The 17,804-nt window shown below is 66.9% G+C and carries 15 protein-coding genes; 5 read left to right on the top strand and 10 right to left on the bottom strand.

Going from position 1 to position 17,804, the window contains the following annotated elements:
- Positions 1-14: 14 nt before the first annotated feature.
- Positions 15-1,373 (top strand): oligogalacturonate lyase family protein, encoded by a 1,359-nt coding sequence (locus BRESU_RS14340; RefSeq protein ID WP_013270281.1) that lies wholly within the window; start codon positions 15-17, stop codon positions 1,371-1,373.
- Between the two features lie 10 nt (positions 1,374-1,383).
- Here the strand turns inward: BRESU_RS14340 and BRESU_RS14335 are convergent, their stop codons facing one another.
- From BRESU_RS14335 to rhmD, 4 genes are read right to left on the bottom strand one after another with little or no spacing between them, the layout of a single operon-like run.
- Positions 1,384-2,289, bottom strand: a complete 906-nt coding sequence (locus BRESU_RS14335; protein ID WP_013270280.1) for an amidohydrolase family protein — start codon at positions 2,287-2,289, stop codon at positions 1,384-1,386.
- A gap of 13 nt (positions 2,290-2,302) precedes the next feature.
- Entirely contained in the window at positions 2,303-3,052 is a 750-nt protein-coding gene (locus BRESU_RS14330; protein ID WP_013270279.1) for an SDR family NAD(P)-dependent oxidoreductase, read from the bottom strand.
- Positions 3,049-3,921 (bottom strand): 2,4-didehydro-3-deoxy-L-rhamnonate hydrolase, encoded by an 873-nt coding sequence (locus BRESU_RS14325; RefSeq protein WP_013270278.1) that lies wholly within the window; start codon positions 3,919-3,921, stop codon positions 3,049-3,051. The genes BRESU_RS14330 and BRESU_RS14325 overlap by 4 nt, the downstream gene beginning before the upstream one ends.
- 16 nt (positions 3,922-3,937) lie before the next feature.
- Positions 3,938-5,116 carry an L-rhamnonate dehydratase gene (gene rhmD, locus BRESU_RS14320; protein WP_013270277.1) on the bottom strand — a complete coding sequence of 393 codons (1,179 nt, stop codon included), beginning with the start codon at positions 5,114-5,116 and terminating at the stop codon, positions 3,938-3,940.
- 157 nt (positions 5,117-5,273) lie between these two features.
- Here rhmD and BRESU_RS14315 point away from each other — a divergent pair, with 157 nt between their 5' ends.
- Genes BRESU_RS14315 through rhaM form a run of 3 tightly spaced genes read left to right on the top strand, consistent with a single transcriptional unit; the run spans position 5,274 to position 7,234 of the window.
- Positions 5,274-6,119 (top strand): IclR family transcriptional regulator, encoded by an 846-nt coding sequence (locus BRESU_RS14315; protein WP_013270276.1) that lies wholly within the window; start codon positions 5,274-5,276, stop codon positions 6,117-6,119.
- Between the two features lie 15 nt (positions 6,120-6,134).
- Entirely contained in the window at positions 6,135-6,896 is a 762-nt protein-coding gene (gene lra1 / locus BRESU_RS14310) for an L-rhamnose 1-dehydrogenase Lra1 (RefSeq protein ID WP_013270275.1), read from the top strand.
- Positions 6,893-7,234, top strand: coding sequence for an L-rhamnose mutarotase (rhaM, locus tag BRESU_RS14305; protein ID WP_013270274.1), 342 nt, complete (start codon positions 6,893-6,895; stop codon positions 7,232-7,234). The genes lra1 and rhaM overlap by 4 nt, the downstream gene beginning before the upstream one ends.
- Here the strand turns inward: rhaM and BRESU_RS14300 are convergent.
- The 6 genes from BRESU_RS14300 to BRESU_RS14275 all read right to left on the bottom strand — a co-directional run bounded on the left by BRESU_RS14300 (position 7,231) and on the right by BRESU_RS14275 (position 14,386).
- Complete coding sequence (locus BRESU_RS14300; protein ID WP_013270273.1) at positions 7,231-8,655, bottom strand: rhamnogalacturonidase; 1,425 nt, start codon at positions 8,653-8,655, stop codon at positions 7,231-7,233. The genes rhaM and BRESU_RS14300 overlap by 4 nt on opposite strands.
- Positions 8,655-9,329, bottom strand: a complete 675-nt coding sequence (locus tag BRESU_RS14295; protein WP_218915388.1) for a DUF6250 domain-containing protein — start codon at positions 9,327-9,329, stop codon at positions 8,655-8,657. The genes BRESU_RS14300 and BRESU_RS14295 overlap by 1 nt, the downstream gene beginning before the upstream one ends.
- 65 nt (positions 9,330-9,394) lie before the next feature.
- Entirely contained in the window at positions 9,395-10,291 is an 897-nt protein-coding gene (locus BRESU_RS14290; RefSeq protein WP_013270271.1) for a glycoside hydrolase family 43 protein, read from the bottom strand.
- Positions 10,288-11,253 (bottom strand): glycoside hydrolase family protein, encoded by a 966-nt coding sequence (locus tag BRESU_RS14285; RefSeq protein WP_013270270.1) that lies wholly within the window; start codon positions 11,251-11,253, stop codon positions 10,288-10,290. Before BRESU_RS14285 ends, BRESU_RS14290 begins: the two co-directional genes overlap by 4 nt.
- On the bottom strand, positions 11,253-12,431 hold the full coding sequence (locus BRESU_RS14280) for a rhamnogalacturonan acetylesterase (RefSeq protein ID WP_013270269.1): 1,179 nt from the start codon (positions 12,429-12,431) through the stop codon (positions 11,253-11,255). The genes BRESU_RS14285 and BRESU_RS14280 overlap by 1 nt, the downstream gene beginning before the upstream one ends.
- A 26-nt stretch (positions 12,432-12,457) precedes the next feature.
- On the bottom strand, positions 12,458-14,386 hold the full coding sequence (locus BRESU_RS14275; protein ID WP_013270268.1) for a rhamnogalacturonan lyase: 1,929 nt from the start codon (positions 14,384-14,386) through the stop codon (positions 12,458-12,460).
- A 226-nt stretch (positions 14,387-14,612) separates the two neighbouring features.
- Between BRESU_RS14275 and BRESU_RS14270 the strand changes: the two genes are divergently transcribed.
- A complete protein-coding gene (locus tag BRESU_RS14270) occupies positions 14,613-17,780 on the top strand; it encodes a TonB-dependent receptor (protein WP_013270267.1) in 3,168 nt (1,055 codons plus the stop codon).
- Positions 17,781-17,804: the final 24 nt, after the last annotated feature.

Here is a 17,804-nt window from a genome sequence, read left to right as displayed (position 1 = left end):
TCGGAGACCTCGTCATGCCGAACCTTACCCGACGCGCGGCCGCGGGCGCGCTCGTCCTGGCCGGTCTGTCCGGAGCCGCCCGGGCGCGACCGCAGGACGCGCCGCCCCGGCCGTCGACCATGGCGGCCGAGCCGCCGCGTGAGTGGGTCGACGCCGACACCGGGCACCGTGTCGTGCGCCTGTCGGACGAGGCGGGCAGTTCCAGCCTGTATTTCCACCAGAACGGCTACCTGCCGGATGGGCGGACCCTCGTCATCTCGACGCCCGGCGCGATCTCGGCCGTCGATCTGGAGACCCGCGCTGTCCGACCGATCATCCGGGGGGAGGGGCTGCAGCTTCTGTTCGCGGGACGACGGACGGGCGACATCTATTTCACCCGGACCGGCCCCGGCGACGGCTCGGCCCACCCTCTGCCGACGACCGTGTTCGCCGCCAGCGCGACCACCGGGGTCGAGCGCGAGATCGGCACGATCGCCTCGGGCAGCATCGGCTCCATCAACGCTGACGAGACCCTGCTGCTGGGGCAATGGGCCGAGCGTGACATGCCGCTGCAGCCGCGGACGCGGGGAAGAGACGGGCGATACGACCAGGCCGCCTATTCCGCCAACTGGCCTGACGGCACGCCGATGACCTTCGCCGACGCCAAGGAGGTGCGGCTGAACGACCGGCTGGAAGCCCGCATCCCGATGGAGATCTTCACACTCGACGTCCGCACCGGCGAGCGACGCGTGGTGCACCGGGCGACGGACTGGCTGAACCACCTGCAGTTCTCGCCGACCGATCCGGGCCTGATCATGTTCTGCCACGAGGGCCCCTGGCACAAGGTCGACCGCATCTGGACCATCCGCACGGACGGCACCGGCATGACCAGGGTTCATACCCGCACGATGAACATGGAGATCGCCGGTCACGAGTGGTTCGCCGACGACGGCCGGACCATCTGGTACGATCTGCAGACTCCCCGTGGTCAGAAGTTCACCGTCGCGGGTTATGAGCCGGAGACCGGCGTCCGGACCCACTACCACCTCGAACGGGACGAATGGTCGGTCCACTTCAACAGCTCGCATGACGGCGCGCTGTTCGCCGGTGACGGCGGCGACGCGGAAATGGTCGCGCGGGCACCGGATGGAAAATGGATCTATCTGTTCCGGCCCGAGGCGATCCCGGATGTGGCGGGTCTGCATGCGCCCAATGCCGGTGACCTGATCCGGCCGGGCATCTTCCGGTCCGAGCGGCTGGTGAACATGGGATCCCACGACTACCGGCTGGAGCCCAACATCACCTTCACGCCCGACAATCGCTGGCTCGTGTTCCGCTCAAACATGCACGGGGCCAACCACGTCTATGCCGTCGAGATCGCCAAGGCGACGTGAGGCAAGGCGGTCAGAGCCGATAGATGGATCGGGCCGTGCCGGCGAACAACATCCGCCGTTCGGCGTCGCTGAAGCCCGCCGTGAGCGCGTCATAGGCCGCATAGTGATCGCTGAACGACCCGTAGAGCCTGTCGACGGGGAAGTTGCTGGCGAACATCGCCCGGTCGGGTCCGAAAAGGTCGATCGTCGTCAGGACGAACGGCCGGATCGAGTCGGGGGTCCAGGCCCTGTCCACCATCGCCAGGCCTGAAATCTTGACCGCGACGTTGGGCCGGGCCGCCAGCAGCGCCATGCCCTCTCGCCACTGCGCCATGCCGTCGGGATCGCGATCGGTCGGCATGCCGGTATGGTTGAGGATCAACTGCGTATCGGAGTGCCGGGCCGCGAGCCTGGCCGCCTCGGGCATCTGCGACGGATAGATCTGCAGGTCGAACGACAGGTCATGTTTTCGCAGCAGGGCGAACCCCGCGCGCCAGTCCTCGTCCTGCAACAGGTCGCGGGGGGTATAGGTCCGGGCCGGATCCGCGTGCCAGTTCACGATCTGGCGAATGCCCCGCACATTGGCGAATGCGCGATGGGCCTCCAGCAGCGCGTCGACCTCCGTCAGGGGCCGGTCCAGCGCGGCATAGGCCACGATGCCGTCGGGCATACCGCGGGCGTCCGCGATGCTCTGCAGCCAGCGGGTCTCGTCTAGCGCCTGGTTCGCGTCGGCCCCGGCGTCGACATGGACCGTCGCGACGACGTTCCAGCCCGCGACATCGGCCAGATAGTCGTCGAGACCATAGGGTCTTGCGATGGGCGCGCAGTCCCCCGCCGGATTGTTCGGCAGCGGATGGTCCATCAGCCAGCCGTAGTGGTGGCGATCGAAATCCCACAGGTGCTGGTGCGGATCGACGATCGGCAGGTCGTGCGCCACCGGGCCGCTCCTTCTAGTAGGTCGTGCGCCCGCCCGAGATGTCGAAGGTGGCGGCGGTGGAGAAGCTGCACTCCTCGCTGGCCAGCCAGCAGATCAGTGAGGCCACCTCTGCCATCTCGCCCAGGCGCCCCATCGGAATCTTGGACTGCATATAGTCGATCTGGCTCTGTGGCAGCTGGTCCAGGATCGGGCTCTTGAACGTGGCCGGGGTAATGGCGTTCACGCGGACCCCCGTCTGCGCCAGTTCCTTGCCGAGCGATTTGGTGAAGCCCAACAGTCCGGCCTTGGACGCCGAATAGGCCGAGGCGTTGGGATTGCCCTCCTTGCCGGCCACGGACGAGACGTTGACGATCCGGCCGTAGTCGTTCTTCAGCATGTGCGGCACCACAGCGCGGCAGCAGTAGAAGGCCCCGTTCAGGTTGATGTCCATGACCCGGCGCCAGCTGTCGACCGGAAACTCCCAGACCGGCCCGGTCGCCCCGGTGATGCCGGCCCCGACGACCAGGATATCGATCCGGCCCATGGCCTCGGCGCTCGCATTGGCGGCGCGGGTGACGGCCTCGTGGTCCGATACGTCGACAGCCTGGAAGTTGCTGGCCCCGATGGCCCGGGCGACGTCCGCCAACGTGTCGGCGTCCAGATCCCACAGGCAGACCTTGCCGCCTTCGGCCACGATGCGTGCCGCGGTCTCTCGACCGACGCCGGATGCGCCGCCGGTGACGATGGCGCACCGGCCCTCGAAACGGTTGCCATAGATGCTCACGCGGCGTCTCCCGATACATTGGCGTGCCAGGCCACGACCGTCTGCTGCTGTTCACCCAAACCCTGGATGCCCAGCCGCATGACGTCGCCCGGCTTAAGATAGAAGGGTTCCGGCTTCTGCCCCAGGCCGACGCCGGGGGGTGTGCCCGTGGTGATCAGATCGCCCGGTTCCAGGGTCATGAACTGGCTGACATAGGCCACGATCTCGGCCACGCCGAAGATCATGGTGCGGGTGTTTCCGGTCTGCATGCGCTTGCCGTTCAGGTCGAGCCACATGTCCAGGGTCTGGACATCGGCGACCTCGTCGGCCGTCACTAGCCACGGTCCGACGGGGCCAAAGGTATCGCAGCCCTTGCCCTTGTCCCAGGTGCCGCCGCGCTCGGTCTGGAAGGCGCGTTCGGAGACGTCGTTGATCAAGACATAGCCCGCGACGTGATCCAGCGCGTCCGCCTCTTCGACGTAGGAGGCGGGCTTGCCGATGACGATGCCGAGCTCGACTTCCCAGTCCGTCTTGAGGGAACCGCGCGGGATCACGACCTCGTCGTTCGGTCCGGTCAGGCAACTGATCGCCTTCATGAACACGACCGGCTCGGCCGGGATGGGCAGGTTGGACTCCGCGGCGTGATCGGCGAAGTTCAACCCAATGGCGATGAACTTGCGGCTGCCCGCGACCGGCGTGCCATGACGCGGCGAACCCTCCACCACCGGCAGTGACGCCGGGTCGATGGCCTTCAGCCGCTCGAGGCCCTCTCCGTGCAACAGGTCCGGGGTAATGTCGGCGACATGACCAGACAGGTCGCGGATCACCCCCGCCTCGTCCAGCAGTCCCGGCTTTTCCAGACCCTTGGGCCCGTATCGCAGAAGTTTCATGGCCGATGTCCGGTGGTCAGTGAGTGTAGGGGCGGTGCAGGGGAATGTCGGGGTTCAGCGCGACGCCGAAGCCAGGCGTGTCCGGAACCTTCAGCCTGCCGTTCACCGGAACCGGCTCGCCGGTCAGCAGAGGCTGGAACATCGGCACGACCTCGTCGGCCTTGGGTGCCATCATCAGGAACTCGGCGAACGGGCTGTTATGGCGCGTGACCACGAAATGGTAGCTGTAGACGCTCGATCCGTGCGGAATGACCATGACGCCGCGCGCATCGGCGAGGGCCGAGATCTTGATCAGTTCGGTCATGCCCCCGCACCACCCGACGTCGGGCTGGATGATGTCGCAGCACTCCATCTCCAGCAGCATGCGGAAGCCCCAGCGCGTGGCCTCGTGCTCGCCGGTCGTGACCAGCATCCCCTTGGGCGCATTGGCCTTCAGGTCGCGATAGCCCCAGTAGTCGTCGGGACTCAGCGCCTCCTCGATCCACTTGAGGCCATACTCATGGGCCTTGTGCGCCAGCCGGGTCGCATAGTTCAGGTCCAGCGACATCCAGCAGTCGAACATCAGCCAGAAATCCTCGCCCACGCGCTCGCGCATCGTGGCCAGTTCCTCGATGTTCTTGCGCAGGCCTTCCTCGCCCTCGGCCGGGCCGTGGTGAAGGGGCATCTTGCCGCCGATGAAGCCCAGTTGTTTGGCGAGGTCCGGCCGCCCCCCGGTGGCATAGAAGGTCAGCTCGTCGCGGACCGCGCCCCCCAGCATGTGATAGACGGGCTCGCCCCGCAGCTTGCCCATCAGATCCCAGAGCGCGAGGTCCACCCCGGACAGGGCATTCACGACCAGTCCCTTGCGGCCATAGTACTGTGTCGAGAAATACATCTGGTCCCAGATCTTCTCGATCTCGTTGGGCGCGCGGCCTTCGAGGAAGCGCGCCAGGTGTTTCTCGACGATATAGGCCGCCGGCTCGCCGCCGGTCGTGACCGCAAAGCCGACCGTGCCGTCGGCCGCTTCGATCTCGACGACCAGCGTGCCGAGCACATTGATGCCGAAGCTCTGGCGGCTCTGGCGGTACTCGGGATAGCGCGACATCGGCGTGGCGATGTGGTCGTCGATCCAGTGGCCCTCGCCCTGGTCGTGATAGTCGGCTCCGCCGCCGCGAACGACGAAGGCCCGCACCTGGCGGATGAGGGGAAATCCCATTGCGACGTGAACTCCGGGTGTCAATATATGAGATAGTAGAGGGGAATACGCAGGCGGGTGTCCGCGATTCGTGCGAGCCGAAGCCTTGATTCCCCCCGCTGTCTCACAAGCCGATCGCTTGTGTATCGTTTCAGCATATGAAATAGGACGTTACGAGATGAGAATATCGGCGTCAACACGAACAGCGGCCACAGATGGGTCCGAGGGCGGCAAATCGTCGAGCAGCCAGACCCTTCTTCGCGGGCTGGATGTCGTCGAAGCCGTTTCGGACGGCACGATCGGCCTGGCCGACCTGGCCACGCGCCTTGGTCTGACGCGCAGCACGACCCATCGGCTGGCAGCCGCGCTGGTCGAAAGGCAGTACCTGAACTTCCTGCCCCGGGAGGGGTACGTCCTGGGGCCCAAGCTTCTGGAACTGGGCTTCAAGGCGCAGCAGCAGAAGGATCTGCCCCGGGTCGCCCGACCGCACCTCGAAACGCTCGCAGCCGACACCGAGGATACGGTTCACCTGGGCGTCCTGGACAAGGGCCGCGCCCTCTATCTCGACAAGATCCCGGGGCGCCGACGCATCGAGATCAGCTCGCGGGTCGGCGAACGGCAGCCGATCCGTTCCACGGGCTTGGGGAAGGCCATGATCCTCGACGAGACGGAGGCGCAGTGGGCCGAGATGTTCGACCAGGAGGAGGCGATCAGCCGAAGCGCTCTGGACCGCGAGACCTGGCTGAGCCGGATGCGCGAGTACGCGCGGGACGGCCACGCCTTCGACCTCGAGGAAAACGAGGACCGCATCCGCTGCGTGGCCGCCCCCATCAGGGATGTGGCCGGCCGCATCGTCGGTGCCATCAGCCTGTCGAGCGCGGCGCAGTACATGGACGACCATCGGATGGCCTCGCTGCCGCAGCAGGTCCGGGCGACGGCCGAAGCCATCAGTCGCGAGCTGGGCTGGAGCGAGGATGCTGCCGCCGAGTTCGCGGCCAGGCCCAGACGATCCTCACGACCCTGACACCCTGGAGGCTTCATGTTGCTGGAAGGCAAGACCGTTCTGATCACCGGAGCCTCCGGGGGCATCGGGCGCGCCGCGGCGCTGGGATGCGCCCGGCACGGGGCCGACGTCGCGATCAACTATCTGCAGGATCAGGATGGCGCCGATAGTGCGGTGGCCGAGATCGAGGCGATGGGTCGACGCGCCATCGCGGTGAAGGGCGACGTGTCGGATCCCGATCAGGCCCCCGTCTTCGTCCGGGCGGCCGTCGAGGCGTTCGGCAAGGTGGATGTCTTCGTCAGCAATGCCGGCATCTGTCCGTTCCACAGCTTTCTGGACATGCCGCGCGACGTGCTGGAGCGCACGCTGCGGGTCAATCTGCACGGCGCCTACTATATGACCCAGGCCGCCGCGAACCAGATGGTGGACCAGGGACACGGCGGTGCCCTGATCGCGGTCAGTTCGATCAGCGCCCTGGTCGGCGGCGGCATGCAGACGCACTACACCCCGACCAAGGCGGGGGTGCATTCGCTGATGCAGTCCTGTGCCATCGCCCTGGGCCCGCACGGGATTCGCTGCAACTCGGTCCTGCCCGGCACGATCGAAACCGACATCAACCGCGAGGATCTGGCCGATCCGGCGAAGCGCGAATACATGGCCGGGCGGATCCCGCTGGGGCGTCTGGGCGAACCGGATGACCTGGCAGGCCCCATCGTCTTCCTGGCCTCCGACATGGCGCGGTACGTCACAGGGGCCGCCTTGCTGGTCGATGGCGGGGCCTTCGTGAACCTGCAATGAGCCCGCCCGCCACCGAGACGATCGCCTTCCGGATGAACATGAACCCGGGGCAGGCCGAGGAATACCGCCGTCGCCACGACGACATCTGGCCCGCGCTGTCGGAGGCGCTGATCGCGGCCGGCGTGATCGACTACAGGATCTTTCTGGATCCGCAGAGCGATCACCTGTTCGCGGTCATGACGCGACGGGTCGATCACACCCTGGCCGATCTGCCCGGCACGGACGTCATGCAGCGCTGGTGGGCGATGATGGCCGACATCATGCAGGCCGGCCCCGACAATGTGCCGGTCCAGGTCGACCTGGATCCCGTGTTCCATCTTCGGGCCCCGGGCCTCTAGACAACATCATCCAGTACGACGTCGGGGCGGGCGTCCGGCGTTTCCGTCGCGAAGACGACGTTCTCCAGCGTGAGCCCTCGGACGTGGCGCGCGTACAGGCCATGGGCCGGGCTGACCCCGAACATGCTGGGCTCGGGATAGGCGTGAGGCAGTTCGGGGACCGTGCGACCGGCGTCGTCCGCCGTTCCACCGCCGCCATAGGTCAGGTGGATGTCGCTCAACCGCACATCCTCGATCGGATGATCCGGCAGGCCGGCCAGTGTCGCCGCAAAGCGGGGGTCTATGCCGGTCGCGACCAGGTTGCGGATCGACACGCGCTGCAGGGCCCCGGCGGTCGTGCCTTCGGGCCCCCTGCGGCGGTCGCCGAGGCGCAGGAAGATCGGGGCCGTGGTGACCTCGCGCATGACGATGTCGCGCACGACGATGTCCTCGATCACGCCGCCATCCACAGTCTCGATCGCCAGGCCGCGCGAGCGTTCGAACTGGCAGTCCGCGATCTCGATGTCCCGGAAATCGCCGTTCGACTCCGTGCCCAGCTTGATCCGGCCGGTGACGCGATCGAGGTCCGGCGACAGGTTCTGGGTCCGCCCGAACGTCCCGTCCAGCAGGGTGCCCATGTCGTAGCCCGAGACGCGACAGCCCATGATCTGAACCCGCTCGGTCGATCGCCGCTCACCCAGGGCAAAGGACGTCTTCAGAACGATGGCGTCGTCGTTGGGCGTATTCACCCGCAGGTTCGACAGCCGCGCCTCCCGCACGCAGTCCAGGTCGATGCCGTCCCGGTCCGTGTCGATCCGCAGGCCGTCCATCAGCAGACCGTCGACCCCGGTGAGGAGGAAGGCGAAATGGCCCCCCTTCAGAACCGTCAGGTCCCGGATGACGATGTTGCGGCCGTTCCTGATGGCCACGGCCTTGTTGCCCAGCCCGACCATGGCCGCCTGTTCCGCCTCGAACACGGCGGGCGAAAGGGGCGTGGCGGGCCCCATGCTCAAAGGCCGGTCGCCGATGTGGTCGCGCGACCAAGGGGCCCCGGGGCCTTCGCGCGTCAGCCCCAGGCCGTGGATCAGGCCCGGGCCCAGCAGGACGACGTCCTCGATGTCCTCGCCCCAGATCAGGCTGTTGTGCCAGTGGCTGTGGCCGAAGTCCTGGTATGCGTCGTGCGGGTTGGGCTCCGGTGCGTCGTACTGGCCGTCGTGCCGTGCGGGGTCGGCGGCTTCCAGGATCGCGCCTTCGCTGAGCTCGAGCGTGATGCGGCTTCGAAGCTGGATCGAAAAGCTGAGATACCGGCCCGGGGCGAGGACGACGCGGCCCCCTCCCGCGGCAGCGGCCGCGTCGATCGCTGCATTGATGGCGGGAGTGTCCAGCGTCAGACCGTCGCCGCGGGCACCGAAGTCTCGAACGTCGAAGACGCGCTCCGCCATCACGCGGGAGGCCGGACCGGCGGCAGCGTGCGAACCCGGAAATTGGTGATCCGAAGATGGCTGGCGGTGGTTCGGAGGGCGAACCAGCCGCGCTGATAGGGATCCGGATCGACCATCTCGAACACCAGGCGGTCGTCGCGCCAGTACTGGATCAGATCCCCCGCCGCGACCAGCCGGATCGACTGTCTCGCGTTCGCCACCAGCAGATCGTCCGCGTCTGTCCTGTCGTGGTCGGGCAACAGAGGCCGGTTGGAGGGCTCTCCCACATAGCGCCGCATCCGCGTCGTGGTGTTTCCGTTGCCCCCCTGACCGACATAGTAGGTCCGCAAGGTGTCGTAGTCGGCGAACGCGCCGCTGCGAGGGTAGGGCACTCCGCCCGGAGCGCGCGGGTCCGTCGCCATCCAGAAGGCGTTCAGGTCGCTGACGCGATCGTTGGCACCGCCCTCATCGACCGCAACGGCATCGTATTCGATGACGACGGGTCCCTGAAGGACGGGGCGGAACCAGACCGTCGCGCCTCCCGGCACGTCGATGTCGAGCACGCCGTCACGGGCCGTCACGCGGCCGCCGCGCTCCAGCTCGACCGCCCATTGTCCGAGACCGGACCGGAAGTCGTCGCTGTGGATCGGGTTGTCAGGCGACGGCCCGCCGGTCGGCACCATGACGGCGGGCAAGGCGCATCCGCAAAGCGTCATCGCCGCGACGACGACGGCCAACCCGGCCCATGTCCCGCGCGCCTTCACGGGGCTTCCGGCCGGGGCTGCCGAAGGACGGTGAAGTGCCGCGCGATGCCCGAGAGCCCCGCCAGTTCGACGCGCGGCGTCCAGTGAACCAGGTCGTCGCTGTCGCTGTGCCAGTAGCGCTTCTGGATGTACTCGTCGAAATAGATGCGCCATCCGCCGTCCGGGCGTCGGACCAGGGCCTGGCCTTCGGTGAAGGCACCCCAGCCGGCCCAGTCTCCGGTATTCACGATCGTCCACGGCCCGTCGAGCGTGGGGGCGGTGGCGCGCTCGATGAACTTGGTCGTCTCCTGCTTGATGAAGGCCTGATACAGGCCGCCCTCCCGGATCACGAAGGTGTCGATGTAGTTGGGGCCCAGCCCCACCATCGGCCGGGGCGCGCCCCACTCCGTCAGATCGTCGTTCGAGGCCGTGATGATGTGCGGCTGGAACTGGCCGTCGGGACCGTTCCGGGACAACGCATAGATGACGTGGGTCGAGCCGTCCTCGTCGACGAACCACTCCGGAGCCCAGGTGTTCGTGACGCCCGCCAGCGGGACCTTCAGGTTACGGACATGGTCCCAGTGGATCAGGTCGCGACTTCTGGCAAAGCCGATCTCGTCGTTGTTCCAGTCGGTGGTGTAGACGACATGGTACCAGCCGTCGGCGCGGCGGATGATGCTGGGATCGCGGATGAGGCCCGTAGGCGGCACGAAGGCGGTCAGGGCCAGGGGCCGAAACGTCGCGGCATCCTCCGAGACATAGACGCTCATGGTCGTCGCATTGCCGTTGCTGAACGATGTGAGCACATAGGGATAGGTCAGGGGATCGGGCACGGGGGCCGCCTGCTGGCTGGCGGCGGGCATGGCCAGAAGGGTGCCGGTTGCGGCGACGATGGCGAACAGGCGAGCGTTCATCGAGGACTCCCGAGATCAAGGGTGACAGGCTGGTCGCGATCGACCGACAGGAGGCCGTCGGTCTCGGTCAGGGCCGCCGCATGGATCACGGAGCGGCGACGCCAGGTCGGATCCAGGGCCGTTTCCGGTGCCCCGTCCTGCTGCGTGAAGTAGACGAGGTAGGCGCGGTCGCCGACCACGACGACATCGGCGTGCTGCCCCTTCGCGCGGTCGGTGGGTCTATGGCCCGGTTCGGCCAGCAGGCGTCCCGGCTGGGCCTGCCAGTGTTCGGCATCCTCGGACCGGTACACACCGAGGCCGTTCCAGTGATCGACGACCATCCAGTAGCGACCACGCCACGCGAAAGGCTTCGGCCCTTCGCCGGGCGGTCCGTCGAGGGCGACGCCGCGCGGCGTCCAGGTGTAGAGGTCGGGACTGTCGGCATGGTGGATGCGGCTGCCGTCGCGTTCGTCCTTGTACCACATGCGCCATCCGCCGCCGGGGAGGGGCAGGACCCCGGCGTCGATCACCCGGTCCGAGCCCAGGTCGAGCCGGGAATGATAGGTCCAGACCCGGAGGTCGGGGCTGGTCAGATGAACGATCGCCCGGGGCGCGTTCCAGTCCCTGAAGACGCCGGGCACCACGCTGAGGAACAGGTGGTTGAGGCCGTTGTCCGATACGATCTCCGGAGCCCAGTGCGTGGGAGCGTCAACGGGAAGGTCGGCGGTGCCGCGATAGGTCCATGTCGCCCCCCCGTCGCCGGACTCCGCGATCCCGATGCGCGTCCCGTGAACCCACGAGACGTCGCCCTCCGCCACCGGCAGGTCGGCTCTCCGGTTCGTGTAGAACATCAGCCATGTCCCGGTGCCGGCCTCGCGCACGATGGCCGCGTCAGCGGCACCGTCATGCACCGGGTCGCGGAACAGGGCCCCGTCGGACGGGGCGGACTGGGCGATCAGAGCCGCCAGTATCGCGGCCAGCATCACGATCCCCTCGGTCGTTCAACAGCGCGATCAGGGGACCCTGGCTCCGTGGTGTCAGGCCGTGGAGGACGGTCCGGGTCCAGCCGGTCGATCCCGGGGCGCACGTAGGCCTCATCCGCCAGGATCTCGCGCAGCCCGTCGGCGACGGCCCATGCCAGCAGATCGGCCCCGTAGCGGCTGTGATGGGTGGGATCCCGTCCCTGATCGGCGAAAGCACGCGTGGACAATTCTGGCCCCAGGGCCTCGTACAACCGGCCGCTGATCGCGGTCAGGTCGATCACCGCCACATCCTGCTCCGCTGCCACCGCGCGAACGGCCGCCGGATAGTCGCCATGGCTGTTCGTGATCCGGCCGTCCGCGCCGAAGGTACGCCGATGCGGAGATGTCACGAGCACCGGCTGTCCGCCGCGCCGCCGGACCTCGTCTATGTAGACACGAAGATAGGCGCGAAATGTCGTGCCCGCCTCGGCATAGGTCTGTGGCCACTGCACCTTCGAGTCGTTGTGTCCGAACTGGATCAGGACGACATCGCCGGGCCGGACCTGGCTCAACGCCTTGTCCAGACGCAACCCGGTCAGGAAGGACTTCAGCGTCTCGCCGGACTCTGCGTGGTTCGCGACGGACACACCGTCGTCGAGAAAACGGGGCAGCATCTGGCCCCAGCTGGCGTAGTCGCCGCCCGCCTGGTCGGCCACGGTCGAGTCGCCCATCAGGATCAGGCGCGTCGCCGTGACGGGCTCGATCTCGATCCGGGCCACGGGGCCATCGAAGCCGAGGGTCAATCGGTCGTCCCAGGACCGCGATCCGTCTTCCCGCGCATTGAGGCGCACCGCCGCTCCGCCCGGGGCATTGACGGGAACGGGATCCAGACCCGGCTGCCGGACATTGACGGTGAACCGGGCGGGCGCGTCCGTGACCTGGCGCATCAGCCGGCGTGTCTCGGCCCAGACCGTCACCGGCGCCGATGACGCCGGCCAGACGGTGACCCGATAGTCACCCTCGGGTACGGCGACGGAGAACAAGGCCCCTTCGCCGCCATCATGCTCGAACCCATAGCCGATCGCGTTGGTGTAAGCCGTATCGGGCGCAACCGTCCGCCAGCCGGGCCGATCGACCGCGGAGTTGAAGTCGAACCGTTGCTGGGCCGTCGCCGCCGTTGCCACCATCAAGCCGGCCATCACCGAAAGTCCCAGACGTCCCCGGTTCACCGCGTCGGCACCGTCATGCCCTCGCCGAGATAGAAGCCTGTGTGCGGGGGCTGGTTGTAGGCCGTGTTCTGCCACGCGACCGCCAGACGATAGACCGGATCGCTCATCAGCGTGACCATGCGGATGTCCGTCGGATAGGGCGTCACGTACACGCGGAGTTCGGAATTGTCCTCGGCCCGCAAGATGAGTTCCTCGCGCCAGTCGCCGAAGATGTCGGCCGACAGGACCGGGTTCGCCTTGGTGCCGTTGTTCGAGGTGGCGCCGGTCGCGGTCAGCAGGGGCGTCGCTTCCTCCGACACCCAATTCCATTTCGAGATCGTGGTCCCGTCCAGCAGTTCACGCAGCAGATCGCCGTCCCACCAGATGCCGAAATTCATCTGCCGGGGGCGTCGGCCGATGGGCTGGCCCTTCACGTCATAAAGAGTGTCCGAGTTGGCGGCCCAGGCTTCCGCCCCGAGGTGGCGCGGGTCGATGTCCATGGCGACGCCCCGGCCGATGTCGGTCTCCGCCGGCGTGCTCCACAGGACCGCGCCGGTGCGGGCGTCCAGCATGGCCGTACCGATGCCGCCGTTCCGGCCGGGACTTTCGTGCACCCCGAACTTCTCGAGCCCGGGCCTCGACGGGTCGAGGTCCGACAGGTGCATGGCATCGCCGTGGAACAGGCGCGCAGTCCACAAGCCGGTTCCGTTGTCGTCGATGGCCATGGATCCGTAGACGATCTCGTCACGGCCATCCTCGTCCACGTCGGCCACGCTCAGCTGGTGGTTGCCCTGGCCCGAGAAGGCGTCGTCGGGCGAGCCGGTATCGAAAAGCCAGCGCTGGCTCAACCGACCGTCCCGCCAGTCCCAGGCGGCGACCGTCGTGCGGGCATAGTAGCCGCGCGCCATCACGATGCTGGGCCGCGCGCCATCCAGATAGGCCACGCCTGCCAGATAGCGGTCCGACCGGTTGCCATAACCGTCTCCCCAACGCTCGGTCAGTTGCGCTGCGCTCGGTGTCGCGGTGTCGGGGTGACGCGGCGGGCTGAACGCCTCGGTGGCGAGGGCCCTGCCGGTCGTGCCCTCGAACACGGTCAGATACTCGGGTCCCCTGAGGATCCGACCGGTCAGGTCGGCGTAGCGGGTGCCGTCCGGCCGAAGGGCCGCGCCGGTCCGGTCGGCCTGCGGTGCCTCTCCGCCGGCTTCGCGCCAATCCACATTCGCCTTGCCGACGATGCCCCCCTGGCCGTCGATCGTGCCGTCGCCCGTCTTGGCCGCCACCTCGGCGCGTCCATCGCCGTCGAAGTCGAACACCATGAATTGGGTGTAGTGCGCGCCGGCGCGGATGTTGGGGCCGAGGTCGATCCGCCACAGACGCTCGCCGTCCAGCGTGTAGGCGTCCAGAAGGGCAGGGCCCGAATATCCGGAAAACGCGTTGTCTTTCGAGGTCGTCGGGTCCCATTTGACGACGATCTCGAAGCGCCCGTCCCCGTCCAGGTCGCCGACGCTGCCGTCATTGGCGTTGTAGGTGTAGGCCTCGCCGCTCGGGGTGGTGCCGCCGACAGGCCGTTGCAGGGGAATGGACAGATACCCGCCCGCGACAGCGGTCGTGACGGCCCCGCTGACGGAAGGCCCCGCGAGTGCGCGTACCTCGTAGCGATCGCCGACGGTGCCGTCGGAATCGGCGAAGTTGCTGCTGCCCGTCACCGGCTCGCCGTTGACCTTCCGACCATTGCGGTAAACGTCGAAGGCGAGATCCGCGGCGTCTTCCGCCCGGATCCGCCAACTGACCAGGACTCCCTGTCCGACGGCCGCGGCGGCCACCAAGCCTCGATCCAGGGTCTCCTGCTGGCGCTCGGTCTGCTCGCTCCGGGCCATGACCGGTATTGCGCTGGCCAGCGAGGCCGCAATGGCCCCCGCTGCGGCATGGGTAAGCCAGGATCTCATGAGCGTCCTCCTCGACGGTTGGAATGTCCGGGCCGTGACCGGCCTCTTGCGTGCAGATCGTTCCATAGAATGCATTGACATGTCACCATATGACATTAACGTCGGGTCAGTCGATGATGAACTGCGCTGCGGCGGAGCTAATGCGACAGGGATCGAACACCGTCAGATTGGCCCGGAGAGGCGAACGGCGAGGTTCTTGGACACGCGATTGAAACCAGGGGGCCACATGTCGAAATTCACTTCTATCCGCAGTCGTGCTTTGAATGCGTCGTCTCTGGGCGTCGTGGCCCTGCTGGTGTTCGGCGCGGCCAGCGGCGCGGCGGCGCAGACCGCTCCGGCCCCGGCTGCGGGCTCCGAGCCCGAGACCGAGGTCGGCGAGGTCATCGTCACCGGCACGCGGGACAGTCTCGCATCGGCGATCCAGCGCAAGCGCAATGCGGCCACGACGGTCGACTCGATCGTGGCCGAGGACGTCTCGCAGTTCCCCGACAAGAACGTCGGCGAGGCGCTTCAACGCATCACCGGCGTGTCGCTGACCCGGGACCTGGGCGAGGGCAGCCAGATCAGCATCCGTGGCGTGGAACCCGACCTGAACCGGGTCGAGATCAACGGCTTGAGCGTGCTCAACAACAACGGCACAGGCGCCCGTGGAGCCAGCTTCCAGGAACTGGCGTCGGAGCTGATCGCCTCGATCGACGTGTTCAAGGGCTTCACGGCCGACATGACCGAAGGCGGCGTCGGCGGCACGGTCAGCATCCGCACGCGCCGTCCCCTCGACCTGACCGAGCCCCTGCTGTCGGTCTCCACCTCGGGCCAGTATTTCGACCTGATGGAATCAACCAAGTTCCGCGGCAATCTCACCGCCGGGACCCGGTTCCTCGACGATCGACTGGGCGTCATCGTCAATGTCACGCGCGACGACAACGACACGCGCGGCGACTTCCTGCGGGGCACCAACTGGATCCGCTTCCCGACGACCGTCGGAACCTCCGGGGCCACATTGGGTGTCGTGACCGCCTCGGGCGACTACGACAACTCGCCCGACCGCACCTTCATCAATCCGACCTATGCCTCGGCGACCAGCAAGGCCGCCTGTCCGACGGACGCCTCGACCGCCAGCGGGCGCGCGGCGATCCAGGACTGCCTGGCCCAGTGGAACGATTTCGTTCCCGCCATTCCCCGCTATGGCCTTTGGGAACGTGAGGACCAGCGCACCTCGGCCAACCTGTCGGCCCAGTTCCGCGTCAACGACAATCTGTCTCTCTTTGCCGACTACACGGTCAACGATCGCCAGCAGTTTCTGACCGACTACAACTACACGGTCGACGCCTCGGCCCAGTCGCGGTTGAACGCGGTCACCTATACGCGGACAGGCACGCCCATCGCGACGGCCGGCACCCAGACCGCCACCGTGGATGCGGATCACAATGTGGTCGGTTTCAATACCGCCGCCCGCGCCACCAGCGGGACCGTCGGGGCCGCCAACAACTTCAGCATTCAGAACCGCGCGTTCGATTTCGCCTACCGGTCCGAGTATTTCTCCGGCGGGTTCCAGTGGAAGGGCGACCGCCTCACGGTGGATGGTGTTGTGGCCCATTCGATCGCCAAGAATGTGAGCAACAGCAACTCCGTCACGTTGAACGCCTCGATCCCCAACATCCGGGTCGACATCTCCGACACGGGCGTGCCGTCGTTCACCTTCCCGGCCGGCTTCGACCCCGGAGTCCTCGCGACCTATGGCATCTTCGCCAACAACGGTGCCGGCACGAACTATGCCACCACGGCGCTGCAGGTGAACTACGAGCCGAGCGAAACCGACACCAATGAAGACACGGTCAAGCTGGACGTCGACTACGACATGGACTCCGGCTTCTTCACGAAGTTCGAGACCGGCTACCAGTACCGGTCGGCGGGAACCCTGCAGTATGGCGTCGGCGGCTACATCCGGCCGGACGGCACCACGGTGCAGAGCGCCCGCGCGCGGCACAATCTGCAGCTGACGCCCGGTGCGACCGCCAACGGGGCGACGACGTTCAACCCGCTGCCGGTGCCCCCGACCTATACCACCAACTATACGCAGGCGAACTTCCTCGGCCTGCTGAACCAGATCACGGGCCGCACCCCGTCGAACTTCTACAGCGGCGGTCAGGATAACCCGGGCATTGCCCTGCCCCCAGGCTGGCTGACGCCGCTCTTCGGCCTGACGCGCGACAATGCCGGCCTGGATCTGTCGCTGTTCGATCACGACAACCAGCGTCGGGCCCCGGGGTACAATTCCGCCGGCGTGCAGGTCGGCGTGTTCGACCAGATCCCGGCCATCGACGTGGTCGAGGACGTTCACGCCGCCTATGCGCAGGCCAGCTGGGCCAGCGAAATCTGGAACATGCCGATCAGCGGCAACTTCGGGATCCGCTATACCAAGACCATCCTGGATGCGACGGGGTCCTATACCCAGCGCGAGCGCCGCGACAGCACTGTGACGCCGGGAGCCTTTGTCGACACGACGATCGGCACCGAGCTCACGACGCTGAACAATGAGTACGAAGACTGGCTGCCGACGTTCAACGTGGCCCTGGATGTCACCGACAAGGTCGTCGCCCGGTTCGGTTATGCCAAGGTTCTGGCGCGTCCCAATCCTACCTTCCTCGTTCCGGCGGCGAACTGCCTGTTCAACCGGTCGGCAGCGGGTCTGGCGGACGATCTGGAAGATACCTGCTCCGCCGGCAATCCCGATCTGGAGCCCTATCGTGCCGATCAGTTCGACCTGAACATCGGCTGGTTCCAGAACCGCGACACCCTCATCAACGCCGGCTTCTTCTACAAGAACATCGAGTCCTTCATCGCCGGGCCGCTGGTGGTTCAGAATGTGGACCTGTTCGGCGACGGTACCCTGTTCGACGTGACCCAGAGGGTCAACGGCAACGGAGCGAAGATCCAGGGTGTGGAGCTGTCAGCCCAGACCGCCTTCACCTTCCTGCCGTCACCCCTTGATGGCTTCGGTGGCATCGTCAACTACACCTACAGCGAAGCCAAGGATGTGGGCCTGTTCTCGACCTTGACGCAGGAGGAGCTGCCGTTCCCCGGACTGTCCACCCACACCTACAACGTCATCGTCTACTACGATAAGGGGCCAATCAACGCCCGGCTCGCCTACAATGCGCGCAGTCGCTATCTGCAGACGGCCGTCGACGCACGGGGGAACCCTGTCTATCGGGACGAGACGGGCTATCTCGACGGTCGGGCCGCCTACAAGTTCGGCGACAACCTGACGGTCTTCGTCGAGGCCCGGAACCTGACCGGCGAGAACGAGCGCAGCACCAACGACTCCATCCGTCTCGTCGAAGACGTCTACTCGGGTCGCCGCTACTTCGCCGGCCTGACCTACCGCTACTAGACCTTCCTCTCCTGGAACCCCTGA

This window comes from Brevundimonas subvibrioides ATCC 15264 (assembly GCF_000144605.1).
Classification (GTDB): domain Bacteria; phylum Pseudomonadota; class Alphaproteobacteria; order Caulobacterales; family Caulobacteraceae; genus Brevundimonas; species Brevundimonas subvibrioides.
Note: the sequence above shows the minus strand (reverse complement) of the source record. Positions and strands in the feature narration are given on the sequence as shown.